Source organism: Nocardioides palaemonis, from assembly GCF_018275325.1.
GTDB classification, from domain to species: Bacteria; Actinomycetota; Actinomycetes; order Propionibacteriales; family Nocardioidaceae; genus Nocardioides; species Nocardioides palaemonis.
Genome location: NZ_JAGVQR010000004.1, coordinates 1,001,258 through 1,025,838 on the forward strand (window position 1 = coordinate 1,001,258; position 24,581 = coordinate 1,025,838).

At 73.1% G+C, this 24,581-nt stretch carries 22 protein-coding genes; 6 read left to right on the forward strand and 16 right to left on the reverse strand.

From position 1 onward, the window contains the following. Nucleotides 1-33: 33 nt before the first annotated feature. The 3 genes from KDN32_RS20570 to KDN32_RS20580 all read left to right on the forward strand — a co-directional run bounded on the left by KDN32_RS20570 (nt 34) and on the right by KDN32_RS20580 (nt 3,413). Nucleotides 34-1,617 (forward strand): DHA2 family efflux MFS transporter permease subunit, encoded by a 1,584-nt coding sequence (locus KDN32_RS20570; RefSeq protein ID WP_307854247.1) that lies wholly within the window; start codon nt 34-36, stop codon nt 1,615-1,617. 193 nt (nt 1,618-1,810) lie between these two features. Beyond that, nucleotides 1,811-2,176: a YciI family protein gene (locus KDN32_RS20575; protein WP_211734358.1), complete on the forward strand. Its 366-nt coding sequence runs from the start codon at nt 1,811-1,813 to the stop codon at nt 2,174-2,176. Between the two features lie 22 nt (nt 2,177-2,198). Beyond that, complete coding sequence (locus KDN32_RS20580; RefSeq protein WP_249217279.1) at nt 2,199-3,413, forward strand: RNA polymerase sigma factor; 1,215 nt, start codon at nt 2,199-2,201, stop codon at nt 3,411-3,413. Nucleotides 3,414-3,444: 31 nt separating this feature from the next. Here KDN32_RS20580 and KDN32_RS20585 read toward each other — a convergent pair whose 3' ends face one another. Beyond that, nucleotides 3,445-5,592 carry a RecQ family ATP-dependent DNA helicase gene (locus KDN32_RS20585; protein WP_211734362.1) on the reverse strand — a complete coding sequence of 716 codons (2,148 nt, stop codon included), beginning with the start codon at nt 5,590-5,592 and terminating at the stop codon, nt 3,445-3,447. Nucleotides 5,593-5,773: 181 nt separating this feature from the next. On the opposite strand from KDN32_RS20585, the gene KDN32_RS20590 reads away from it, so the two are divergent. Next, a complete protein-coding gene (locus KDN32_RS20590) occupies nt 5,774-6,574 on the forward strand; it encodes a hypothetical protein (RefSeq protein WP_211734364.1) in 801 nt (266 codons plus the stop codon). Between the two features lie 4 nt (nt 6,575-6,578). Here the strand turns inward: KDN32_RS20590 and KDN32_RS22705 are convergent, their stop codons facing one another. From KDN32_RS22705 to KDN32_RS20615, 6 genes are all read right to left on the reverse strand, one after another. Beyond that, entirely contained in the window at nt 6,579-7,079 is a 501-nt protein-coding gene (locus KDN32_RS22705; protein ID WP_307854250.1) for a SigE family RNA polymerase sigma factor, read from the reverse strand. Then, a complete protein-coding gene (locus KDN32_RS22710; RefSeq protein WP_249217280.1) occupies nt 7,076-8,038 on the reverse strand; it encodes a hypothetical protein in 963 nt (320 codons plus the stop codon). The genes KDN32_RS22705 and KDN32_RS22710 overlap by 4 nt, the downstream gene beginning before the upstream one ends. Before the next feature lie 63 nt (nt 8,039-8,101). Beyond that, nucleotides 8,102-9,118 (reverse strand): SGNH/GDSL hydrolase family protein, encoded by a 1,017-nt coding sequence (locus KDN32_RS20600; RefSeq protein WP_211734368.1) that lies wholly within the window; start codon nt 9,116-9,118, stop codon nt 8,102-8,104. A gap of 90 nt (nt 9,119-9,208) precedes the next feature. After that, nucleotides 9,209-10,027, reverse strand: coding sequence for a 2-phosphosulfolactate phosphatase (locus KDN32_RS20605; protein ID WP_211734370.1), 819 nt, complete (start codon nt 10,025-10,027; stop codon nt 9,209-9,211). Between the two features lie 245 nt (nt 10,028-10,272). Continuing rightward, the gene (locus KDN32_RS20610) at nt 10,273-10,737 is read right to left on the reverse strand and encodes a universal stress protein (protein ID WP_211734372.1); all 465 of its coding nucleotides are present in this window, start codon (nt 10,735-10,737) and stop codon (nt 10,273-10,275) included. 77 nt (nt 10,738-10,814) lie between these two features. Then, the gene (locus KDN32_RS20615) at nt 10,815-12,758 is read right to left on the reverse strand and encodes a M13 family metallopeptidase (protein WP_307854252.1); all 1,944 of its coding nucleotides are present in this window, start codon (nt 12,756-12,758) and stop codon (nt 10,815-10,817) included. 127 nt (nt 12,759-12,885) lie between these two features. Between KDN32_RS20615 and KDN32_RS20620 the strand changes: the two genes are divergently transcribed. Then, nucleotides 12,886-14,361 carry a hypothetical protein gene (locus KDN32_RS20620; protein ID WP_211734374.1) on the forward strand — a complete coding sequence of 492 codons (1,476 nt, stop codon included), beginning with the start codon at nt 12,886-12,888 and terminating at the stop codon, nt 14,359-14,361. A gap of 16 nt (nt 14,362-14,377) precedes the next feature. Here the strand turns inward: KDN32_RS20620 and KDN32_RS20625 are convergent, their stop codons facing one another. The 8 genes from KDN32_RS20625 to KDN32_RS20660 all read right to left on the reverse strand — a co-directional run bounded on the left by KDN32_RS20625 (nt 14,378) and on the right by KDN32_RS20660 (nt 23,099). Then, complete coding sequence (locus tag KDN32_RS20625; RefSeq protein WP_211734376.1) at nt 14,378-15,355, reverse strand: NADPH:quinone oxidoreductase family protein; 978 nt, start codon at nt 15,353-15,355, stop codon at nt 14,378-14,380. A gap of 382 nt (nt 15,356-15,737) precedes the next feature. After that, nucleotides 15,738-16,961: a M15 family metallopeptidase gene (locus tag KDN32_RS20630; protein WP_211734378.1), complete on the reverse strand. Its 1,224-nt coding sequence runs from the start codon at nt 16,959-16,961 to the stop codon at nt 15,738-15,740. Between the two features lie 9 nt (nt 16,962-16,970). Continuing rightward, nucleotides 16,971-18,368, reverse strand: a complete 1,398-nt coding sequence (locus tag KDN32_RS20635; RefSeq protein WP_211734380.1) for an MFS transporter — start codon at nt 18,366-18,368, stop codon at nt 16,971-16,973. A gap of 16 nt (nt 18,369-18,384) precedes the next feature. Beyond that, nucleotides 18,385-18,948, reverse strand: a complete 564-nt coding sequence (locus KDN32_RS20640; RefSeq protein WP_211734382.1) for a TetR/AcrR family transcriptional regulator — start codon at nt 18,946-18,948, stop codon at nt 18,385-18,387. 10 nt (nt 18,949-18,958) lie between these two features. Continuing rightward, nucleotides 18,959-20,422, reverse strand: coding sequence for a fatty acid desaturase (locus KDN32_RS23065; protein ID WP_211734384.1), 1,464 nt, complete (start codon nt 20,420-20,422; stop codon nt 18,959-18,961). Nucleotides 20,423-20,605: 183 nt separating this feature from the next. Beyond that, complete coding sequence (locus tag KDN32_RS20650) at nt 20,606-21,370, reverse strand: ABC transporter permease (protein WP_211734385.1); 765 nt, start codon at nt 21,368-21,370, stop codon at nt 20,606-20,608. After that, a complete protein-coding gene (locus tag KDN32_RS20655; RefSeq protein ID WP_211734387.1) occupies nt 21,367-22,380 on the reverse strand; it encodes an ATP-binding cassette domain-containing protein in 1,014 nt (337 codons plus the stop codon). The genes KDN32_RS20650 and KDN32_RS20655 overlap by 4 nt, the downstream gene beginning before the upstream one ends. An 86-nt stretch (nt 22,381-22,466) precedes the next feature. Further along, nucleotides 22,467-23,099 (reverse strand): PadR family transcriptional regulator, encoded by a 633-nt coding sequence (locus tag KDN32_RS20660; protein WP_249217281.1) that lies wholly within the window; start codon nt 23,097-23,099, stop codon nt 22,467-22,469. 105 nt (nt 23,100-23,204) lie between these two features. On the opposite strand from KDN32_RS20660, the gene ppgK reads away from it, so the two are divergent. Continuing rightward, nucleotides 23,205-23,960: a polyphosphate--glucose phosphotransferase gene (gene ppgK / locus KDN32_RS20665; protein WP_211734389.1), complete on the forward strand. Its 756-nt coding sequence runs from the start codon at nt 23,205-23,207 to the stop codon at nt 23,958-23,960. Between the two features lie 13 nt (nt 23,961-23,973). Here the strand turns inward: ppgK and KDN32_RS20670 are convergent, their stop codons facing one another. Beyond that, nucleotides 23,974-24,474: a MarR family winged helix-turn-helix transcriptional regulator gene (locus KDN32_RS20670; RefSeq protein WP_211734403.1), complete on the reverse strand. Its 501-nt coding sequence runs from the start codon at nt 24,472-24,474 to the stop codon at nt 23,974-23,976. Nucleotides 24,475-24,581 lie beyond the last annotated feature (107 nt).

Sequence of the window (24,581 nt, forward strand, 5' to 3'; positions counted from 1 at the left end):
GTGGTTGTCGTCGTCAACCAATACCCTTGACCGGTGACCAGCACCCAGACCTCCCCCGGCGAGATCCAGCCGGACAGCTCCGACAAGCTCGACAAGGGCGTCCTGATGGTGGCGGGCGTCGTCGTCCTCGGCGCCATCATGTCGATCCTCGACATCACCGTCGTCTCCGTCGCACTCAACACCTTCCAGCAGGAGTTCAGCGCCACGGCGGCCGAGGTCGCGTGGACGATGACCGGCTACACGCTGGCCCTCGCGAGCGTCATCCCGCTCACCGGCTGGGCCGCCGACCGGTTCGGCACCAAGCGCCTCTACCTGCTGGCCGTCGCGCTGTTCACCGCCGGCTCCGTGCTCTGCGCCGCCGCCACCTCGCTGGAGATGCTGGTCCTCTTCCGGGTGCTGCAGGGCCTCGGCGGCGGCATGCTGATGCCGCTCGGCATGACGATCCTGACCCGTGCCGCCGGCCCCGAGCGCGTGGGCCGCGTGATGGCCGTCCTGGGCATCCCGATGCTGCTCGGACCGATCTTCGGCCCGATCCTCGGCGGGGCGCTGATCGAGAGCGCCTCGTGGCACTGGATCTTCCTGATCAACCTGCCGATCGGCATCGCCGCGCTCGCCTACGCCTGGGTGGTGCTCCCGAAGGACGAGGTCGAGCCGTCGGAGACCTTCGACTGGCTCGGGATGCTGCTGCTCTCCCCCGGCCTCGCCGCCTTCCTCTACGGCGTCTCCTCGATCCCCGAGGAGGGCACCGCCATGGCCGCCCGGGTGATGGTGCCGATGGTCCTCGGCCTCGTGCTCATCGTCGCGTTCGTCCCGTGGGCGCTCAACCGCCGCAACATCCACCCGCTGGTCGAGCTGCGGCTGTTCGCCAACAAGAACCTCACCGTCGCCGTCATCGCGATGACCCTCTTCGCGATCGCCTTCTTCGGCGCCTCGCTGCTCTTCCCGCTCTACTTCATCCAGGTCCGCGGCGAGGGCACCCTCTTCACCGGCTGGCTGCTCGCCCCGCAGGGCGTCGGCGCGATGCTGACCATGCCGGTCGCCGGCATCCTCGCCGACAAGATCGGCCCCGGGAAGGTCGTGCTGGTCGGCATCACGGTGATCACCGTCGGCATGGGCATGTTCACCCAGATCGGGGCCGACACGTCCTACGTCTACATCCTCGGCGCGCTCTTCATCATGGGCCTCGGGATGGGCGGCACGATGATGCCGATCATGACCGCGGCGCTCGCGACGCTCACGGCCCACAACGTCGCGCGCGGCTCGACGCTGCTCAACATCACCCAGCAGGTGGCGGCCTCGATCGGCACCGCGCTGTTCTCGGTGATCCTCACCAACCAGATGAAGGGCAGCGACGCGATCGCCCAGGCCGGCGCGGTCACCGCCGCGGCCGACGGCAGCACCGACCCGAACGTGCTGGGCCAGGCCGCCCAGCAGCTCGGCATCGACCCCGCGTCCCTGCAGCAGCTCTTCGCCCGGGCCACGCTCGACATGGCCGACTCCTTCGCCACCGTCTTCATCGTGGCGACCGTGCTGGTGGCCTGCTGCCTGGTCCCGGCGGCGTTCCTGCCGCGCAAGAAGGTGGCTCCGGTCGACCCGACCGCGGTGATGGGTCACTGACCCTCGGCGCGCACCCACGGCGTACGTGCTCGCGGCCCGTCCTCCTCCGGGAGGGCGGGCCGCGTGCCATTTCTCGCCCTCGCGAGGAAGATCGGACGAGAAAGATCTCCGCGGGCTGTCGATCCCGGGCGGCGGGCGGCGACAAGGTGGTGACGAACCCCGGACCACGGGGTCACGAGAGAGAGGCACGAGCATGAAGTACGTCCTGATGTACACCTCCCGCCCCGACCTGGCCGCGAACACCGACAGCGAGGCTGCCCAGGCGATCTACAAGCGGGTCTACGAGTGGTTCGGCGAGAATGCGGGCGTGATGGCCGACTCCGGCGCCGAGCTGCTCGGCGTCGAGACCGCCACCACCGTGAAGCACGACCCCGCTGGTGCGGTCGTGGTCGACGGCCCCTTCAACGAGGCCAAGGAGGTGATCGGCGGCTTCAGCGTGATCGACGTGGCGGACATGGACGCCGCCATCGCCATCGTGAAGACCTGGCCGATGCTCGACCTGCCGGGCGTCGCCGTCGAGATCCGCCCCATGGTCGAGGACTACTCCCAGTTCGAGTGACCCAGCGCCGCAAGACGACATGATGACCACCACGGACGGCCTCCTGGCGCGCACCCTGCGCCAGGAGGCCGGCCCGCTGGTGGCACGGCTGTCGCGGCGGTTCGGCGACTTCGACCTCGCCGAGGAGGCGGTGCAGGGCGCGGTGGTCGAGGCCCTGACCAGGTGGCGCCGGGACGGTCCGCCCGACAACCCGGGGGCCTGGCTCCAGGTCGCGGCGACCCGCAACGCGATGGACGGGATGCGACACCGTGATCGCCAGCGAGCGCTGGCCGGCCGCGCCGACCCACCGTCCTCCGAGCCCGCGGACGGCACCGACGAACGGCTGGCGCTGCTGTTCGCCTGCTGCCACCCGGCGCTCGCACCCGAGGCCCGCCTCGCCCTGACCCTGCGCGCGGTGGTCGGCCTCACCACCCCGCAGATCGCCCGCGCGTTCCTCGCCCACGAGTCGACGCTCGCCCAGCGCATCGTGCGAGCGAAGCGGAAGATCGTCTCGTCCGGCATCAGCCTCACCGTCCCGGCCGAGTCCGAGCTGGCCGAGCGCCTGGGCGACGTCCTCGCGGTCGTCTACGTGATGTTCAACGAGGGCTTCGTGTCCTCGACCGGACCGACGCAGGACCGGGACCTCTCGGCCGACGCGGTCTGGCTGGCCGGCGTCGTCGCGACCTCGCTGCCGACCGAGGCGGAGGCGTGGGGACTCGCCGCCCTGCTCACGATCCAGCACGCCCGCGGCCGTGCCAGGTTCGTCGCCGGCGACCTCGTGCTGCTGCGCGACCAGGACCGCCGCCTGTGGGACCACGCCGCGATCGCGGGAGGCGAGCGGATGATCGAGCGGGCAGCGTCGCTCGGCAAGCCGGGGCCCTACCAGCTGCAGGCCGCCATCGCGGCCGTGCACGCCATCGGCGCGAGCTGGGAGGAGACCGACTGGCTCCAGATCTCGCTGCTCTACGACGAGCTGGCGCGCTGGGACCCCTCCCCGGTGGTCCGGCTCAACCAGGTGGTCGCGCGCTCGCAGGTCCTCGGGCCGCTCGAGGCCCTCGCCGGCCTCGAGCAGCTCTCCGGCCCGCTGGCGGACTACCACCTCTTCCACGCGACCCGCGCCGAGCTGCTCACCGCCGTGGGCCGCGCGGCGGAGGCCGAGGCGGCCAACCGACGTGCTCTCGAGCTCACCACCAACGACGCCGAGCGCCGCCTGCTGACCACCCGGCTCCACCGGCGCCCGCTCGACGACGGCTCCTGAGTCGAGCCTCGTCGGCGGGGGGCGCCGCGGGTCAGCCCTGGGTGGCGAGGGCGAGCGGCAGCACCGCAGCGGCGCCTGCGGAGCGGATCGCCGCGGCGGCGACGGTGAGGGTCCAGCCGGTGGCGACCTGGTCGTCGACGAGCAGGACCGTCGCTCCGGGCGGGACCTCGGCGTCGAGACCCCCGCGGCGGCGCACCGCGGCGACCCGCTGGGCGGAGTTGGACTGCCCGGCGCGCGGCGGGACCGTCTCGTCGCGGATCGCCCACGTGCCGACGAGCGGGACCTGCATGACGCGCGAGAGGTTCTCCGCGAGGTCGCGCACCAGGGTCGGGCGGGTGGCGGACTCGACGACGACGATCGCGTCTGGACGCCTCGACCAGTGGGGCGCCCAGTCCTTCATCACGTCCATCACGGCCTGGGCGAGCGGCGGTGGCACCGGGCCGTCGGGGGTGTCCTCGCGGAAGAGCGCACGCAGGGCCTGGCCGTGGCCGAGGTCGGTCAGCCGGGCGACCACCCGGCCCGGCTCGGCGGCGTCGCTGATCTTGCCCTTGAGGTCGAGGCCGAGGTTGGCCAGCGCGGTGGGCCACATCTTGCGGGGCTCGAGCACCACGCCGGGACGCGAGAGCCGCTCGCCCGCCTCGGCGACGGCGGCGTCGCTGACGGACGTCGACAGGGTCAGGCCGCCGCAGTTGTCGCAGCGACCGCAGTCGGCGGCGTCGGGGTCGTCGAGCTGCTCACGGAGGTAGCGCATCCGGCACTCGGTGGTGCGGAGGTAGCCCAGCATCGCCTGCTGCTCGCGCTCGCGGGCCTCCGCGACCCGGGCGTAGCGCTCGGCGTCGTAGTGCCAGGGGCGCCCGGTGGCGACCCAGCCGCCCTGCACCCGCTGCACCGCCCCGTCGACGTCGAGCACCTTGAGCATCGACTCCAGCCGGTTGCGGCCGAGCTCGACCCGGGTCTCGATCGTGGCGGTGGACAGCGGCCGGTCGGAGTCGGCGAGCGCCGCCAGCGTCTCGTGGACCTGCTCCTCGCGCGGGAAGCCCAGCGAGGCGAAGTAGGCCCAGATGTCGCGGTCCTCGACCTGCGGCAGCAGGACCACGGTGGCGTCGTCCGTGCCACGACCGGCGCGGCCGACCTGCTGGTAGTAGGACACCGGCGACGACGGGGCGCCGAGGTTGATCACGAAGCCGAGGCTCGCGTCGAAGCCCATGCCGAGCGCGCTGGTGGCGACCAACGCCTTGACCCGGCCCTCGACCAGCGCCTGCTCGAGCGTGTGCCGCTCGTCGGCCTCGGTCTGCCCGGAGTAGGCCGCCACCTCGAGCCCGCGGTCGCGGAGGTAGCCGGCGACCTCCTGGGTGGCGGCGACCGTGAGGCAGTAGACGATGCCGGAGCCCGGCTGCTCGGCGAGGTGGTCGGCGAGCCACGCCAGCCGCTGCTGCGGGGTCTTCAGCTGGACCACGCCGAGGCGCAGCGACTCGCGGTCGAGGGTGCCGCGCTGGACGAGGACCTCCGAGCCTGCCGTCCCGTCGGCGTGGACCCCCAGCTGCTCGGCGACGTCGGAGGTGACGCGCGCGTTGGCGGTGGCGGTGGTGGCCAGGACCGGGATGCCGGCCGGCAGCTCGGCGAGCAGGGTGCGGAGTCGGCGGTAGTCGGGGCGGAAGTCGTGGCCCCAGTCGGAGATGCAGTGGGCCTCGTCGACCACGAGCAGGCCGCACGTCGCGGCCAGGCGGGGCAGCACCTCGTCGCGGAAGCCCGGGTTGTTGAGCCGCTCGGGGCTCACGAGCAGCACGTCGACCTCGCCACCGTTGATCTGGTCGTGGATCGGCTGCCACTGGTCGATGTTGGTGGAGTTGATGGTGACTGCGCGGATGCCGGCACGCTCGGCGGCCGCGATCTGGTTGCGCATGAGCGCGAGCAGCGGGCTGACGATGACCGTCGGGCCGGCCCCGCGCTCGCGCAGCAGCTTGGTGGCGACGAAGTAGACCGCCGACTTGCCCCAGCCGGTGCGCTGCACGACCAGCGCCCGCCGCCGGTCGACCGCCAGCGCCTCGATCGCCGACCACTGGTCCTCGCGGAGCACGGCGTCGTCGCGGCCCACGAGCGCCCGCAGGTGGCGCTCGGCGGACTCGCGCGCCGCGAGGCGCACCTCGTCGGTGACGGCTGCGTCGGTCCCGGTGGTCATGGGTCCTTCCTACCAACCGGCACCGACGCCCGGCAGCCCGGTCCCGTCGACCTGTGGACGAGCCGGTGGGTCACCTTGCGGGGCGCGCGCCGAGGCACCATCCTCGACCGGGTGCCGTCGGGGGACGGCAGGACCGGGGGAGACGGTGAGGGCGACGGACCCGCAGGGCAGGACGTACTCCGTGACGCGGCGCTGGGTGCCGTGGCGACGTCGGATCCGCGACATCGACACCGGCGGCCCCGACTCGCTCCCCGACGTCGCTGGGCTCGGAGACGACCCGTTCAGCGCGGTGCTGCTGGTGGTCTTCGGCCTGCTGGCCCTCGTTCTCGTGCTGCCCGGCCTGGTCCTGCTGCTCGGGGCCGCGCTCGAGGTCGCCCTGCTCACCGCGCTCCTGCCGATCGCGGTGCTGGCTCGCACCGCAGCCGGTGTGCCGTGGGAGGTGGAGGTACGCCGCACCGGGCGGGGCCGCGGCAGCCTCGCGTGGCCGGTCGTGCACGCCGAGCCCGCGGGCGACTGGACCGAGTCGCGGACCCGGATCCACGACCTCGCCCAGGAGGTCGAGCACGGCACCTTCACGGCCCGACCGCCCGGGCACCTCGTGGTGACGCGCGACCCGCTGCGCCCGGAGGAGACGCTCCGCGGCGACGACCCGGTGCGGGAGGTCGCGCTCGCGCTGCCGTCCCGCGGGGCGCGGATGTCGCAGGTGGAGGAGGCCCTGCGGGCCCGTGGGCCGGTCGTCGGCACGCTCCGCGACACCCCCACCGCGTGGGTGCTGCGCGAGGGCGGGGCGGACGGTCCACGCGGACGCGCCCTCGCGGTCGTCGACTCGCACTCCGGCTACGGCTCCTCGGAGGTGACCCTCCTCGTCGACGGGCGCAGCCGGCTGGACCGCGATGCCCGGCTCCACCTCGACCGGATCGCGCCCGACGACCTCGACGCCGTGGTGGCCCGGGAGCGGCACCGCAACGGCTGGACGGCCTGATCGGTCAGGCCGAGCCGATCTGCTCCCCGAGCCGCGTCCTGAGCGTGGCCAGGCCGCGCGAGGCGTGGCTCTTGACCGTGCCCGTCGAGATGCCGAGCTCGGCGGCGGTCTCCTCGACCGAGAGCCCGATCAGGTAGCGGAGCGCGACGGTGCGCCGCTGCATGTGCGGCAGCAGCCGCATCGCCGCGACCAGCTCCATCCGGTCGTCGGTGACCCCGCGCGACTCCTGCGCGGGGTCCAGCAGCTCGACCTCCACCGAGGACCGCAGCCGGTGCCACGGACGACGCCGCTGGTCGAGGTCGGCGTTGACGATGATGCGACGGGCGTACGCCTCCTCGCGACCGGTGCCGCGCACCCGCGGCCAGGCGAGGTAGAGCTTGACCAGGGCCTCCTGGAGCACGTCCTCGGCCCGCGCGTCGTCACGGCACACGGCGTAGGCGATCCGCCGCAGGACCGCCTGCCGGGCGGTGACGAACTCGACGTAGTCCTCGACCGCCGCGCTCACCAGTTGCCCCGCAGCATGGTGAGGAAGGCGTCGAAGTCGGGGACTCGCTCGGCGGGCCACCAGCGGTAGTAGGGCGGTCCTTGCTCGGGGTCGACGCCGACCACCCAGAACGTCTGGCCGGCGTAGGAGACCTCGGCGGCGCCGGCGCGGGTGTGCGTCACCCGACCCGAGCCGAGGTAGGCATCCGGCTCCTGGTGGATCACCGTGACGCCCGGGGCACCGGCGACCATGCGGCCGGTGGTGCCGTCGGCGAAGTGGGCGAACCGCTCCGCCAGCGGCGGACGACCCTGGTCGCGCGCAGTCTCCTCGTCGACCCACAGCTCGAAGTCGTCGGTCGTGGCGGCGACCGGGCTCTCGGACCACCCGGGCACCCACATGCTGCCGGGCCCAGCGCCGCGGCCGTCGCTGGAGGTCAGCACCCATCCGATGCCGTCGGTCATGTCCTCGGGGAGGCACGAGCACTCCACCTCGACGGCGTACGACGCCGTGATGCCGAGCTCGCCAGGGACGAAAGGATCGACCACGGTGCGCCGCACGGTGGCCTCGGGCGCGACCCACAGCCGCCCGTCGGGCATCGTGGCGACCGGGCCGTGGCGCCCCGCCTCGCTGGCCCACGCGGGGATCTCCGAGGAGGTGAACCAGTCGACGCCCTCGAGCCCGTCGACGGCCTCGACCGGGTTGTTGGGCGCGGGCGCCACGAAGTCCGGGTCGGGACCGGGCGGGACCTCGGTGGGCTGCGGGACCCCGGGCTGCTCGGCCAGCGAGCCCTCGCGACTGCCGCCGCCGGGGGCGAGGAGCTGGACCACGGCCACCGACGCCGCGACGGCACCTGCGACCGCGACGGCGCGCCGACGCCGGCGCACCCGCCGGCCCGCCCGCAGGTAGTGCTCCGGCGGGGTGGCCGGCAGGTGTGCCAGCTCCTGCTCGAGCCGGTCTCGGAGGTCGGTCTCTGGACTCATGCTCCCTCGACGTGCCGGTGGGCCGTCAGGTTGTCACGGACGGCGGACCGACCTCCGGCCGGCTCAGCGGGTGGTGCGCTCGACGAAGCGGTCGATGTCGATCCCGGCCTTGCGGGCGGCGCGGCGGACCTCGGGCGTGGTCAGGTCGGGCGCCTCGACGACCTCGGGCTCGATGGTGCGGTCGGCCGCGGCGTACTGGCGCTGCAGCGCCGCCTGGTCGGCGCCGGACGCCTCGGACGCGGCGACGACGTCACCGGTCACGGCGAGCGCGGCGCCGACGGCGCCGCTGACGACCGGCGTGTAGCCACCTGAGTGGCCCAGCACGTTGGGGTGGTAGCTCTCCGAGATCGGGTTGGACAGGCCGTTGAGCCACTCCGGGGAGTCGCACACCGCATGGCCGATGAACGCGCTCGTCGGGTTGGCGAAGGAGAAGCCGGCCGACGACGCGGCCGCCTGGGTGCGGGTGTTGATCAGGTCGGCCATCTGGTTGAGACGCGCCTCCTCCTCCGGCGAGAACCAGGTGAGCGCGTTGCAGTCCTCACCCTGGAAGATGCGCGGGTAGCCCACGACGACCACCTTGGCCTGCGGGGCGCGGGAGCGGATCGAGGAGTAGAGCGTCGCGAGCTGGCCGGGCAGCGAGCCGTTGACGTAGGCCTGGGCGCCGTCGATGGCGCCGTTGCAGTCGCTCGCCCACCAGGGCAGCGCACACTCGGTGAGCACGTCGGCGAAGCCCGCGTCGTTGCCGCCGACCGAGATCGTGACGTAGGTCGTCGCCGAGGTGAGCGCGCCGAGCTGGGTGCCGGTGACGTCCGGGATGGTCGCGCCCGAGCAGGCTCGGAAGTTGAGCGCGTAGCCGCGGGCGGCGGCGATCAGGCTGGGGTAGGCCGAGGTGGAGCGCTGGCACGAGGTGCCGTCGGCGATGTAGGAGCGGGTGCCGGTCCCGGAGGAGTAGGAGTCGCCGAGCGCGACGTAGACCGGGGCGGCGGCCTGGGCCGGCTGGACGAGGAGCGGGCTGAGCAGACCCACGAGGGCTGCGCCGAGGAGGGCGAGCCGTGAGGACGTGCGAGCGTGGCGGTGCATGGTCAGAAGACCTCCCGAGAGATGTGGCCACCCGAGTGTGGCCGCCCTCACACTAGGGAAGGCCGGTGACAGTGCACCAGTGGTCGGGGCTCAGCCCCGGCCGTCGACGCGACGCAGGTGCCGACCACCCGGGTCCTCGTCGCGCTTCGCGGCGTCGCGGAACGACTCCCCGTCCAGCACCGGGACCACCGTGCTGACGTCGTGCTGCGCAGCGATGTCGACGTCGGCGACGAAGCCGACCTCGGCCAGCTCGCGCCCGCCCGCGCAGCCGAGCAGGTCGGTGGGGAGGTCGACCGCCCGCCAGGCCGCGATCGCGACCCGGGCCTCCGGGCTGGGGTCCGCCTCCGGCCCGAGCAGGTCGACCAGGGCGGCCAGCACCGCCCCGGCTCCCCACAGGTCCTCGACGGCGGGTCGCAGGCTGTCGTCGTGCCACCGCTCCCCCGCCGGCACGACGACGACGCTGGCGCCGGCGGCCACCTGGGGCGCCAGCCACGCCGCCACGGCCGAGGCGTTGCGCAGGCAGGCCCCGACGACGCGGGCGCCGGCCTCGGCGAGGGCGAAGGCGATCGTCGACCCGTTGGGAGAGGGCAGCACCAGCCGCATGACGCCCTCGACCTCGGCCAGGCTGGCCGGCGACAGCGACACGTGGCGGGCGTCGCCGCGCGAGAGCGCCTCGAAGCGGCCGACCGCCAGCGTGGCGCCGTGGCGCATCGCGTGCTCGGACGCGCGGGAGTCCTTCCAGCGGAACGGGAAGACCTCGATGCCCCGCTCGACGGCGACGCTCAAGGTGGTGGTGAAGGAGAGCACGTCGACGACGACGGCGATGTCGGCCGGGATCGCCACCGCACCGGTCGGACCCCACTCCGCGCGCAGGCGGTGGGTGGACTGGTCGTGCCCCGGGATCGTCACCCGCTCATTCAACCCTGCCGCACGCCGGTCCAGACACACGGGACGAAATCGGTCCGGGGGGTCGCGGTCGGGCCGGTCCGCGACGTACCGTGGGGGAAACGCACGTCAACGTCCCACCCACGGCCCATCCACACGGGCCACTGCCGATCCTCCTCACCCACCCGTCCCCACCGGGTGGTTCCGCAGGACGGGCCCGCCCCGGCTCGTCCTGCGAGGAGGACGCAGGGGCTGGTGGGTCGTCAGGGTCACGTGGTCGCGGTCGGCACCACCAGGACCGGCACCGCACAGTGCCGCACCACCTGGCTGACCGTCGAGCCGATGCTCAGGCCGGGGAAGCCGCCCGCCCCTCGCGCGCCGATGACGAGCATCTCGGCGTCGCGCGCGCAGGCGAGCAGCCGCTCGGCGGCCTGCTGGCCCTTGATCGCGTGCAGCTGGACCTCGACGTCGGGTCCGAGGTCGAGCGCGCCCACCTGGGCGGTCAGCGCCTCGACGACGGCCTGCTCGAACTCGGCGAGCGAGGGGACGTAGGTCGTCGTACGCGACGCGGGCCGGGGCGCGGTCGCGATCGACCACACCCGCACGACGTGCAGGGGCAACCCGAGGCGTCGGGCCAGGCCGGCGGCGCGGAGCACCACGGTGTCGCAGCGTCGGGACCCGTCGTGTCCGACCACGACCCCGTCGGGGGTGATGGGCTCCGTGCCGCCGGCCATGACCTGAGCCTACGAAGACCGCCGCCGCCCGCGACCGGGCCGAAGGTGCCCTCCTGCGTGGGCCGAAGGTCCCCAGGTCACCAGATCCGCACCCGGTCCTGCGGCTCGAGCCACAGCCCGTCGCCCGGCGCGGTCGCGAACACCTCGTGGAACTCGTCGAGGTTGCGCACGATGTTGGCGCGGAACTCCGCCGGGCTGTGCGGGTCGATGGTGAGGTACTGCAGCTCCTGCTCCTTGCGGCGCTTGGTGCGCCACACGTGCGCCCAGTTGAGGAAGAGCGTGCGGCGGTCCTCCTCGCTCGCCTCGCCGCCGCGGGCGATCACGAACGCCTTGTGCGCGATGGTCAGGCCGCCGAGGTCGCCGATGTTCTCGCCGACGGTGAGGCTGCCGTTGACGTGCTCGCCGGGCAGCGTGCGCGGCTCGAAGGCGTCGTACTGCGCGACCAGCGCCTGCGACTTCTCCTCGAAGGCGGTCTTGTCGTCGGCGGTCCACCAGTCGTGCAGGTTGCCGTCGCCGTCGTACTGCGCGCCCTGGTCGTCGAAGCCGTGACCGATCTCGTGGCCGATCACCGCGCCGATGCCGCCGTAGTTCTCCGCCTCGTCGGCGTCGGGGCTGAAGAAGGGCGGCTGGAGGATGGCGGCCGGGAAGCAGATCTCGTTGGTGCCGGGGTGGTAGTAGGCGTTGACGGTCTGCGGCAGCATCAGCCACTCGTCGCGGTCGACCGGCTGGCCGACCTTCTCGAGCTGGCGGTCGGTCTCGAACGCCGACGCCGACGCGACGTTGCCCAACAGGTCGTCGGCCGAGACGGTCAGGCTGGAGTAGTCGCGGAACTCGGTGGGGTAGCCGATCTTCGGGTAGAAGCGGTCGAGCTTGTCGTACGCCTTCTGCTTGGTCTCCTCGCCCATCCAGTCGAGCGCCTCGATCGAGCGGCGGTAGGCCGTGACGAGGTTGGCGACGAGCTCGTCCATCATCTGCTTCGAGCTCGGCGGGAAGTGTCGCGAGACGTAGACCTTGCCGACCGCCTCGCCGATCGCGCCCTCCACGAAGTCGACCCCGCGCTTCCACCGCGCGCGCAGCTCGGGGGTGCCGTTGAGGGTGCGGCCGTAGAAGTCGAAGTTGGCCTCGACGAACGGCTCGGGGAGGTAGGGCGCGGAGCTGCGGACCACGCGGACCTGCAGCACGTCGTGCCAGGTCTCGAGCGGGGTCTCCTCGAGCACCGCCGACAGGTGCGCGAAGAAGTCGGGCTGCATGACGATGGTGCGCCGCAGCGTCTCCTCGGAGCCACCGAGCGCGGTCGCGAACGTCACCCAGTCGAACGCGGGGCACAGCTCGCGCAGCTCCTCGAGCGTCTTGTGGTTGGTGGTCTTCTGCACGTCGCGGGTCGCCGCGGCCTCCCAGTGGCCCTCGGCCAGCCGGGTCTCGTAGGCGAGCACCCGCGCGGCCGCGGCGGCCGGCTCGGGGTGCTCGCTGAGCTCGAGCAGGGTGGTGAGGTAGCGCTCGTACGTCGAGCGGATCTCGGCGAACTTGTCCTCGCGGTAGTAGGACTCGTCGGGCAGGCCGAGGCCGCCCTGCGCGAGGTAGACGATGTTGCGGGAGGCGTCACCGCGGTCGGGGGTGATGTAGGACCCGAACAGGCCGGGACCGCCGATCCGCTCGAACATCCCGACGAACGCCGCGAGGCCGGTGAGGTCGGAGACCCCCCGCGCCTGGTCGAGCAGGCCGCGGACCGGGTCGAGTCCCTTGGCCTCGATGGCCTCGGTGTCCATGAAGGAGGCGAAGAGGTCGCCGATCTTGCGCTCGTCCTCGTCGAGCTGGTCGGCCGGACGGTCGGCGAGCTCGGTGATGATGTCGCGGACGTGCTGCTCGGCGGCGTCGGCGAGCGCGATGAACGCACCCCAGCTCGACTTGTCGGACGGGATCTCCGTCTCGTCGAGCCACCGGCCGTTGACGTGGCCGAAGAGGTCGTCCTGGGGGCGGATGTCGGGGTTCATGCCGTCGCGGGCAGCGTCGAGGATCGTCACCCGCCCGACCCTAGCCCCGCACACCACCCCGGCGGCGCCACCGACCGGTCCAGACCACGTGGTGGCACGACTGCCGGAGGGCCGCGGGCGGGGGCACGCTGGGCGGACCAGACCTCCGGGAGGAACCATGCTCGTACGTCATCGGGCGCTCGCCCTGCTCGCCGTCGGTGGCCTCGTGGCCGCCGCGCTCGCCCCCACGTCGGCGACGGCCGGCGCCGGCGACCACGATCGCGCCGCACCCGCCCAGGCACGCGCCGACAGCCGCTGGACGCGCGTGTCGGCCGCGCCGGTGGACAGCCTCTCCGAGATCGCCGTCCAGCGCACGGGCGACGGGACCCTCCACGCCGTCTACACCCTCGACCAGGGTGCGAGCGCGTCCTACGAGCACGCCGGCATCGACGGTCGGGGTCGCCTCGTGTCACGCGGCGACGTGCTCGGGACCTGGGGAGGGCTCGTCTTCAACCCCAAGCTGGTGCCGACGGCCAGCGGAGGGCTGCGGCTGGTGTTCAGCGGCCTGCAGGACACCAACAGCGCCAACTTCTACTCCCAGGGCTACGCCTACGAGGCGCTCAGCGACACCGCCAGCGCCGTCTGGGCCCTCCAGCCCCGGGCCCTGACCCGGACGTCCAGCGCGTACGGCGGCTACGGCACCGGCGCCACCCAGCTCTCCGACGGCACCCCGGTGACCGCGTCGACGCTGAACAGCACGATGTCGGTGCGGGTCGGCGCAATCGAGACCACCACTCCCGCGACGGTGATCGCGGCGAGCCCCGACGCGGACTACACCAGCTCGTCGTGCTGCCGCTACGACACGCAGCTGGTCAACGTCGGCGACACGGTGTGGGCGGCCTGGTTCGCCAACGGCTCGACGGAGGACACCGTCGGCACCTTCGTCCAGCAGGTGTGGCCGACCCCCGGACCCGTGCTGAAGGCGCCGCAGTCGAGCCAGGGCCTCTCCGCAGGCGCCGCCGACCAGACCGTCGCGATGGTGGCGCGGCCGGGGGGCGGCGCGGTGGTGGCCTACAAGGTCGGCTACCCGACCTCCGACCGGATCGCGCTGTGGAACGTCGGCGGCGGCCGCCCGACCCTCCTCAAGGCGCCGGGCGTCGACCAGGTGGCCCTCTCGGCGGCTCCCTCGGGACGCATGTGGCTGGCCTGGTTCGACGACGACGACGAGGTCCACGCCGCCCGCACCGGCGAGACCGGCCTGCGCGTCGGCGGGGTGCGCTCGCTCGGCTCGCCCAGCCGCGGCCAGTCGGTGTGGAAGATCGCGGTCGAGGGCTCGCTCGCGCAGGCGACCGTCCTGGTCAACGAGGACGGCGCCGACGCCGTCTGGGCGCGCGTCGTCGACCCGGGCCTGGCCGTGGCGGCGAGCCCAGGCAAGGTGCGCGTCGACCGCCGCGTGTCGCTGAAGGTGAAGGTCACCGACGCCGGGGTGGGCGTCCGGGGCGCCAAGGTCCGGGCCGGCGGCGCGTCGTGCCGGACGAACGGACGCGGCACCTGCCGGATCAGGCTGACCCCGCGCCGTACCGGGAGCGTGAAGGTGACGGCCACGCGTAGCGGTTACGGAGCGGGCGCCACGACGGTGAAGGTGAGGCGCTGACCCACCGGGCGGGGCCTCAGCGCACCCGTACGACCGACTTGCCCAGGGTGCGGCGCTCGTCCATGTCGGTGAGCGCCGCGCCGAAGTCGGCGAGGTCGTAGGTCGCGCCGACCGGCGGGCGCACCACGCCCGACTCGATCATCGGGGCCAGCCGGTGCCACTGCTTCTGCATGTAGCCGGGCCGCGTCATGGCGTACGCGCCCCAGCCGACGCCGCGGACGTCGGTGTTGCCGAGCAGCAGCCGGTTGACCTTGACCTCCGGGATGCCCTGGCCCGCGGCGAAGCCGACGACGAGCACCCGGCCCTGCTCGGCCAGGCAGCGCAACGAGTCGGTGAACGCGTCGCCGCCGACCACGTCGAGCACCACGTCGACGCCCTTGCCCTGTGTCAGCTCCGTGACCTCGTCGCGGAACTCGGGTCCGACGACGACCTCGTCGGCGCCGGCGGCGCGGGCGAACGCCGCCTTCTCCTCGGTGCTGACGACCGCGATGGTGCGCGCACCGAGGCCCTTGGCGACCTGGAGGGTGGCGGTGCCGACCCCGCCGGCCGCGCCGTGGACGAGCACGGTCTCGCGGTCGCGCAGCCCGCCGCGCTCCTCGAGCGCGAAGAGTGCGGTGAGGTAGTTCATCGGCAGCGCGGCGCCCTCGTCGTAGGACAGCGCGTCGGGCAGAGCGAAGGTGAAGACCGCCGGGTTGGCGACCTGCTCGGCCGCACCGCCGTGCAGGTTGACGCCCGCAACCCGCTGGCCGACGGTGAAGCCGCTCGACTCCGGCGAGCCGGGATCGAGGACCACGCCGGCGAAGTCGACGCCGAGGGTGAAGGGCGGTTCCGGCTTGAACTGGTACTCCCCGCGGCTGAGCAGCAGGTCGGGGAAGGAGATCCCGACGCTGTGCACCTCGACCAGCACGTCGTGCGGGCCGGGCACCGGCTCGGCCACCTCCCGCACCTCGACGTCGGCGGGACCGGTGAGCGTGACGACCTGGGCTGCCTTCATGGGGCGACCCTAGTCACCCGGCCGCGCCCCGCTGGTCGAGGAGGTCGCGCAGCGACCGTCACGAGACCCGGCCGACCCGCCCCGCTGGTCGAGGAGGTCGCGCAGCGACCGTCACGAGACCCGGCCGACCCGCCCCCGCTGGTCGAGGAGGTCGCGCAGCGACCGTCACGAGACCCGGCCGACCCGCCCCGCTGGTCGAGGAGGTCGCGCAGCGACCGTCACGAGACCCGGCCGACCCGGGGCTGCGAGGTCTCGTGACAGGACTCCGTCCTTCCTCGACCAGCGAGGCGGGCGTCGGTCCTTCCTCGACCAGCGAGGCGGGCGTCGGTCCTTCCTCGACCAGCGAGGCGGGCGTCCGTCCTTCCTCGACCGGCGGTGGCCCTCACCCGGGCCGCTTCACCTCGGCGAGCTCGAAGTGCATCGGGTCGGTGTACTTCCAGTCGCCGCCCCAGGCGAAGCCCCAGGTCTGGAAGATCGCGACCACGTCACGGTCGATGGCGCCGACCGTGCCGCGCTGGTTGCCCGGGACGTTGAGGTCGAGGGCGAGGCCGAAGGAGTGGTTGGACAGCGTCGTGGTGCCGGCGATGAAGCGCGGGTAGTAGCACCCGGCGTACTCGCCGGGGTGGATCTCGTCGGCCAGCCCGCGCTGCTGCACCTCCAGCAGCGCCGCGCGCAGCTGCGGGAAGAGGTCCTTGTGGCAGGTGACGCTGCCGAGGATCGGCACCACCTCGGTGCGGATGTTGGCCGCCACCCAGTCCGGGTCGGGGGCGATCCGGCCGCCGCCGAGCACCCGGTACCGGTAGGTGCCGACCAGGCTGCCGAGCGTGCCGCCGGTCGGGACAGCGGTGAGCTTCGCGTCGGGGTCGAGGCCGAGGCGCGAGGCCACGTCGAGCATCTGCACCGAGGCGCCCCTGCCGACCAGCCGCTCGAGCGGCTTGCGGATCGAGGCCGGGGTGGTGCCGTCGGTCGAGATCAGCAGTCCGTTGTCGTCGGCCATCTCGATGTCGGGGGCCCACGCCGTGTTGACGACGAGGTCGATGGTCGGGACCTGCGGCGCGTACGCCCCCACGTGCAGGCTCGGCGCCGAGTCGTCGAGACCGAGGCGGATCATCCCGTCGTCGTCGGCCAGCCTCCGGGCGACCTTCTCATCGGTCGCGAGCTCGCCACCGGCGACCCGGTCCCAGGCCTCCTGCAGGTCCGCGACGTCGGAGCGGGTGAAGAGGCGGTAGGCCGCCGGATCGACGGCGGCGACCGTCAGCACCCGGTTCTCCAGGCTGACCTGGCCGAGCCCGATCCGCTCGGTGTGGGCGACCCCCTTCAGCCGCTTGATCTGCTTCACGGTCGCGTCGTCGAGCGGCTTGTCCCACTGCACCAGGACGTCGGCGCTCCACAGCCGGTCCTTGCGCGGCCCGGGCGGGTCGACGGCGTGCGCGGGGTCGGCCACGGGCACCGTCGGCTCGGCCGACGGCTCGGACGAGGTGCTGCTCGCGGCCGGGTCGGGGTCGGCGTCCGGGTCGGGCTCGGTGGGCCCGCTGCAGGCACCGAGCAGCAGCACGAGGGCGGCCGCAGCCGCCACCCGTGTCCCAGCCCCCCGCCGTCCGTGCATGGGGAGAGCCTAGGCAGGCTCCGGGCGCAGCCGTCGCGGGATGGTGAACCAGGAGACCAGTCCGCCCAGCACCAGCAGCGCGGCGCAGATCATCAGGGCGGTGCCGTAGGAGGCGTCGAACACGCCCGGGTCGCGGTAGTCGTCGCCGGCGAGCCCGACGGCCGTCGGGAGCGCGGCGACCGCGAGCAGGGACCCGGCGCGGGCGACGGCGTTGTTGATCCCGCTGGCGATCCCGGCGACCTCGTCGGGGGCGGCGGCGAGCACGGTCGCGGTGAGCGGCGCGACCATGAGCGCCAGCCCGAGGCCGAAGACGGTGAGGCCGGGCGCGACGTCGCGCCAGTAGACGGCGTCGGGGCCGGCCCTGAGGAGCAGCAGCGTGCCGCCGGCCATCACCATCGGGCCGACGGTCATCGGGATCCGCGGGCCGATCCGCTCCCCGAGCGCTCCGCCGCGGGCCGCGAGGAACAGCATGCACAGCGTCATCGGCAGCGTCGCGAGGCCGGCCTCGAGGGCGTTGTAGCCGGAGACGGTCTGGAGCTGGAGCACGAGGAAGAACAGGATCGCGCCGAGGGCGGCGTAGACGACCAGCGTCATCAGGTTGGCCGCGCTGAAGGTGCGGTCGGCGAACAGCCCGAGCGGCACCATCGGCCCGTGCGTGCGGCGCTCGACCACGACGAACCCGACCGCGGCGGCGACGCCGAGGCCCGCCGCCCACCACGTGGCGGGGCCACCGGCGTCGGTGAGCGCCCACGTGGTCCCGGCGAGGGCGAGGGACGCGAGGGCGGCGCCCGGGACGTCGAACCGGTCGAGCGCCCGGGTGTCGCGCGTCTCGGGGACCCACGTCTGCGCGAGCCACACCGTGACGACCGCGAGCGGCAGGTTGATGAGGAAGATCCAGCGCCACGAGGCGTGGTCGATGAGCAGGCCGCCGACGAGCGGGCCGAGCGCGGCGGCGATGCCGCCGAGGCCCGACCACGCGCCGATCGCGCGGCTGCGGTCCTCGGCGCGGAAGGCGCCCTGGATCATCGCCAGGCTGCCGGGCGTCAGCAGCGCACCGCCGATGCCTTGGAGGACCCGCGCGACGATGAGCACCTCGGCGGTCGGCGCCAGCCCGCAGGCGAGGGACGCGAGGGCGAACCAGACCGTCCCGATGACGAAGACCCGCCGCCGGCCCAGCCGGTCGCCGAGCGCGCCGCCGAGCAGGATCAGCGACGCGAGCGAGAGGAAGTAGCCGTTGGTGATCCACTGCAGCTGCACGAGCGAGGCGTCGAGGTCGTCGCCGACCGTGCGCAGCGCGACGTTGACCACCGTGCCGTCCAGCAGCGTCAACCCGGAGCCGAGGGTGGCCGCCGCGACCACGCCGCGTCCCGTCGGCGTACCCCAGGCGACCCCGCTCTCCCCGCTCACCCGAGGAGCCTAGGCCTCAGCGGGCCAGGACGCGCCCGGCGAGCCACGCCAGGTCGGCGCCGGTCTGCTCGGGCGAGGAGGACGGCTGCATGACGTGGCTGAGCACGACCCGCACCACCATGTCGATCGCAGGGTCGAGGTGGGCGGCGTCGATGTCGGGGGCGTACGGCGCGACGCGGGCGCTGACGACCTCCTTGGCGGCCCCCAGCAGCGAGCCGGCGTTGGTGGTCAGCAGCGGGAGGAGCTCGGTGTCGGCGCCGTGGGTGGCGCTCACCACCGCGTGCAGGAGGGTGTTGGCGCGGGCGTAGGTGAGCACGTCGCGCACCGCGCCCTCGATCGCCCGGGTGAGGTCGTCGGGCTCGGCGTCGAAGGCCTGCTCGACGACGCCGAGGAAGCGCGCCAGCTCCTCGAGCACCATCACCTCGGCGAGCGCCGGCTTGGAGCCGACCTCGTTGTAGACCGTCTGCCGGCTGACCCCGGCCGCCGCGGCCAGCCGCGCCATGGTCACCGCGGCCCACCCCTCGGAGGTGGTCAGGTCCACGGCCGCCGCGACGATGCGCTGGCGGGTGGGGTCGGGCATGACCGGCAGTCTAGGCAGCGCGCTCCGGCTCGCAGGGCACGAAGTCGACCTTCTCCCGCACGCCGCAGTCCGGGCAGCACCAGTCCGCGGGGATGTCCGCCCACGCCGTCCCGGCGGCGAAGCCCTCGTGCTCGTCGCCCGCCGCCACCTCGTAGACGTACTCGCAGCCCGGGCAGCGCGCGGCCAGCACCTCTCCCTGGGGCGCCCCGGGCTCGTCGGTCGAGGTGCGAGCCGACCGAGCCTCGAGACCCGCGGCGCCGTACCGACGGACGTACGCCTCCCGCCGGCGCGGGCTGATGTTGGCCAGCGTCACGTCGCCGCCGAAGTGGTCCACCACCCGCTGGTCCATCACCCGGCGCCACACCGGCGGGACGAGCGCCAGCACGATCATGCCGGCGTAGCCGGTGGGCAGGACCGGGCTCTCCTCGAAGTCGCGCAGCGTCTGGTAGCGCCGGGTCGGGTTCGCGTGGTGGTCGCTGTGGCGCTGGAGGTGGTAGAGCAGCACGTTGGTCGCGATGTTGTTGGAGTTCCAGCTGTGGCTGGGGAGGACCCGCTCGTAGCGCCGTCGGTCGCCCTCGCCGACCTTCTGCCGCAGCATCCCGTAGTGCTCCATGTAGTTGACGACCTCGAGCAGCGAGAAGCCGACGACCGCCTGGATCACGAGGAAGGGCAGCACCTCGACGCCGAACGCGGCGACGACCACGGTCCACAGGACGACGCTCATCAGCCACGCGTTGAGCACGTCGTTGTCCAGGCGCCACGGGCCCTGCGAGCGGCGGGCCAGGCGCCGCTCCTCCAGGCGCCAGGCCGAGCGCAGCGACCCGCCGACGGTGCGCGGCCAGAACCGGTAGAAGCTCTCGCCGAGCCGGGAGCTCGCCGGGTCCTCCGGGGTCGCGACCCGGACGTGGTGGCCGCGGTTGTGCTCGATGTAGAAGTGGCCGTAAAACACCTGCGCCAGCGCGACCTTGGAGAGCCAGCGCTCGTTGGCCTCCTTCTTGTGGCCGAGCTCGTGGGCGGTGTTGATGCCGATGCCGCCGATGCAGCCGATCGAGACCGCGAGGCCGATCCGGTCGACCGTGCCGAGCGGCTGGTCGGCGAGCAGCCCGAAGGCGTCCCACCCGCCGACGACGGCCATCGCGCCGAGGAAGCCGGCGTACTGGATCGGCAGGAAGAGGTAGGTGATCCACCGGTAGTAGCGGTCCTGCTCGAGCGCCTCGATCACGTCGTCGGGCGGGTTGGAGCGGTCGAGCCCGGCGACCAGGTCGATCGCCGGGACGATCCCCAGGATGACGATCGGCCCGACCCAGAACCACACGCCCCAGCCGGTGGCGACGTAGCCGCCGAAGGCCACGAACGCCAGGCTCGGCACGACCAGGCCGATCAGCCAGAGGTAGCGCTTGCGGTCGGTCCACAGCGCGGTCGTGCCGTCGGGCACCGTGCCGCTGGGGGCGAGTCGGGTGGGGTAGCCGGGCATCGCGGGCCTCCTGCCATCGGGTTGACAGAACCGTATGATCTGTCAACTCGTTTGACAAGAGGTCGCCTTTTGTCAACCTTTCAGTGATTCCCGGCTGACCGGCTCTCGCTGAACTTGTCGGCCCGTGCAACACCTGACAAGTTCAGCGATCACCGGCTGACCGGGGATCGCTGAAGGGGCGTCTCAGGCGTTCTCCTTGCGGAACGTCGCGGTGCCCCACCAGACCGCGGCGACGAACAGCCCGAGCGCCCAGGTCGTGCCCCAGAGCAGGCTGCTGCCCGCGACGTCCCCGGCGAAGGAGCCGCGGACGGCGTCGACGATCCAGCGGAACGGCATGAAGTCGCTGATCCGCTGCAGCCAGGTCGGGCCGAGCGTCATCGGGAGCAGGATGCCGCTGAGCAGCAGCACCGGCATCATCACCATGTTGATCAGCGGCGCCATCACGTCCTCGGACTTGGTGGTCAGCGCCACCGCGTTCGACGCGGCCGCGCAGGCACCGCCGACGAGCAGGGTCAGCACGACGCCGACGACGATCCCGCCGAACGAGCCCCGCATCCCCATGGCCAGGCCGAGGCCGATCAGGATCAGCGCCTGCACCAGCAGCTGGGCGAGGTCGCGCAGCAGCCGCCCGACCAGCAGCGCGGTGCGCGACGCCGGCGTGACCCGCTCGGCCTCCACGACGCCCTCACGCCACTCGGCGATCAGCCCGAAGCCGGCGAAGAAGGCGCCGAACATGCCGAGCTGCACGAGCAGGCCGGGCACGAGGAAGGTGAACTCGTTGTCGGCGGCCCCGGGGAACGAGGACACGATCGGCTTGAGCAGGGGACCGAACAGCAGCAGGTAGAGCACCGGCTGAAGGATCCCGATCAGCACCCACGCGGGGTTGCGCAGGTTCATCCGGATCTGGCGCCGGAAGACGATCAGGCTGTCGCGGGCAAAGGTGTTCATCGGGTCATCGCCTCCTCGGGAGCGGCGGTCGGTGCGTCGGGGGCCTGCGTCTCGGTCTCGGCGTCGCGCAGCGAGCGCCCGGTCAGGGTGAGGAACACGTCGTCGAGGGTGGGCCGGCGCACCTCGATCGACTCGAGCGTGACGCCCGCCTGCTCGAGCTCGCGGAGCAGGGCCGGTACGACGCGGCCGGCGCGCGGCACGCGGCCGTGCACCTGCAGGCCGTCGGTCCCGACCCCGTCGGCGACGGCGCCGAGCTTCTGCGCAGCCAGGCCCACCTGGTCCGCGGCCACCTCCAGCGAGACCAGGTCTCCCGACACCTGCGCCTTCAGGTTGTCGCTGGTGTCCGAGGCCACGATGCGACCCTGGTCGATGATCACGATCCGGTCCGACAGCGCGTCCGCCTCGTCGAGGTAGTGCGTGGTGAGGAAGACGGTCGCGCCACGCTCGGAGCGCAGCCGGCCGATGTGCTCCCACAGGTTGGCCCGCGCCTGCGGGTCGAGCCCGGTGGTGGGCTCGTCGAGGAAGACGAGCGTCGGATCGTGGATGAGCCCCATGACGATGTCGAGGCGCCGTTTCTGGCCACCCGACATGTTCTTCGGCATCCGCTCCCACAGGCCGTCGAGCTGCAGCTGCGCGAAGAGCTCGCGGCCGCGCGTCTCGACCTGCCGGCGACCGAGGCCGTAGAGCATGCCGTGGTCCATCACCTCCTCGCCGGCGCGGGCGGAGGAGAACACGCCCCCGGCCTGCGAGACGTACCCGATGGAGCGGCGCACCTGCTCCGACTCGGCCACCACGTCGTGGCCCGCGACCGTCGCCGTCCCGGCGGTCGGTCGCAGCAAGGTCGTCAGCATCCGCAGCGTCGTGGTCTTGCCGGCCCCGTTGGGCCCCAGGAAGCCGACCACCTCGCCCTCGGCCACGTCGAGGTCCACGCCGTCGACGGCGCGGACCTCCTTCTTCTCCCTCCCGGCCCGGGTGTGGAAGGTCTGCACGAGCCCTCGCGCTGTGATCATCGATCCCCCTCAGGTGGTGTTCAAACTTGAACAAGTCTGCGGGTCGCGGCGCTCCAGCACAACCGACTTTCGTCGGAGCCGGGGGATCAGCGGCCCAGCAGCCCGAGGTAGCGCTCGCGGTCCGCGGCCATCTCGCGGCCGGGGTCGTCGGCCGGCGGCACCCAGCGCCACGGCTCCCCGGCGAGGTCGAAGTCACCCGCGCGCAGGCGCCCGACCGTCGCACCCAACCACTCCCGCTCCTCGCGCAGCAGCGCCAGCCAGTGGCGTACGCCGTGCACCGCGTGCGGCGGCGCGGCCTCCCCCTCACCCGGGTCCCACTCCGCGAGCGAGCGGTCGATCTCCTGGATCCGGACCTCGAGGTGGCGGACCGCCGCGTCGCGCGAGATCAGCGGGAGCATGCCGAACGCGGCGTGGAACGCGACGGCGTTGAACAGCGTGACGGTCTCCAGCCCCGCGCCGAGCAGGCGGGCGAGCTCGTCACGGCCGGCGGCGGTGATCTCGTAGACCGCCACCGGGCGGCCGTCGTCGGAGACGTCGTGGCGCACGACCTGGCCGAGCTTCTCCAGCGTGGTCAGCCCGCTGTAGATCGACCCGGGTCCGAGGTTCGCCCACTCGTCCACCCGCCACGACACGAGCTCGCGGCGGATCTGGTAGCCGTTGACCGGCTCGAACATCGCCACCGCGCCCAGCAGCAGCATGCGGGTGGTGTGGACGGCCATGCCCGGATCGTAGGCCGGTGCGACCCACGCACCCGCGCACGGCCACGTCTCAAACCCCTGTTGCCGGCGTCACAGTCGAGGAGCGCTGGCGATAGGTTGTGCGCCATGGACCACCCCTTCGGCATCGACTTCGGCGGCACCGGGATCAAGGGCGCGCCGGTCGACCTCGCGGTCGGCGACTTCGCCCACGACCGGGTCCGCATCGACACGCCCAGGCCGGCGACCCCGGCGGCCGTGGCGCAGGTCTTCCGCACCATCGTCGACAGCTTCCCGGCCTCCTCCAGCCCGGTCGGCGTGACCGTGCCCGGCATCGTGAAGCACGGCGTGGTCCACTCCGCGGCCAACATCGACAAGTCCTGGATGGGCGAGGACGCCGACGCGATCTTCACCGCGGCCCTCGGTCGCGAGGTGCACGTCGTCAACGACGCCGACGCCGCCGGCCTCGCCGAGGCGGAGTACGGCGCCGCGCGCGGCCGCCGCGGCCAGGTCCTCGTGATCACCCTCGGCACCGGCATCGGCTCGGCGATGATCTGGGACGGCGAGCTCGTGCCCAACACCGAGCTCGGACACCTCGAGCTCGGCGGCGCGGTCGCCGAGGTCACCACGGCCACCAGCGCCCGTGAGCGCGAGGGACTGTCGTGGGAGGTCTGGTCGGAGCGGCTGACCACCTACTTCCGCCACCTCGAGCGGCTCTTCACCCCCGACCTGTTCGTCGTCGGCGGCGGCGTGAGCAAGTCGTGGGAGAAGTTCGGCCACCTCATCGAGATCGACACCGAGATCATCCCGGCGAGCCTGCAGAACCGTGCGGGCATCGTCGGCGCGGCGCTCGTCGCGCACCGCAAGGCGGGCCAGGCGGACTGACGTACGTCCCGGCTCAGCCGCCGGGGCGCGGCACCGGCCCGCTGACCTGCTCGAAGGCGGCGGTCGCGCCGCGCAGGTAGCGCTCGACGATCGCCTTCTCCTCCTCGGAGAACGACGCGTCGTGCCGGTCGAGCGCGGCGAACATCGGCATCAGGTGGCCGACGATCTCGCCACGCCCGGAGTCGGTGATGTGCAGCTCGGTGCGACGCCGGTCGACCTCGTGCGGGCGACGCTCGACGTGCCCGCGGGAGACGAGCCGGTCGACGATGCCCGTGGCCGCCGCGGTGGAGACCTCGAGCCTGCGCGCGACCTCGGCCGGTCCGATCTGCTCGCGACTGAGGTGCTCGAGCGTCACCAGCTCGGACTCGCTCAGCCCCGCACGTCGGGAGACGACGTGGGTGACCCGGCTGCCGGCCGACACCAGGTCGCGCAGCGCAGCCAGCGTCGGCGGCTGGTGCCGCTCCGCCCCGCGCTCGGTCCACGCGGGCGCTGCCGGTGACGGCTGGTCCGTCATGACCCACCTCGCACTCGGATGACCTTCTCCCACTCACCTCGGGGGGTGACGTCGGCACCCCCGTACTTGCCTGCCCGGACAGCATACCGCTAACTTGATGAGTAACT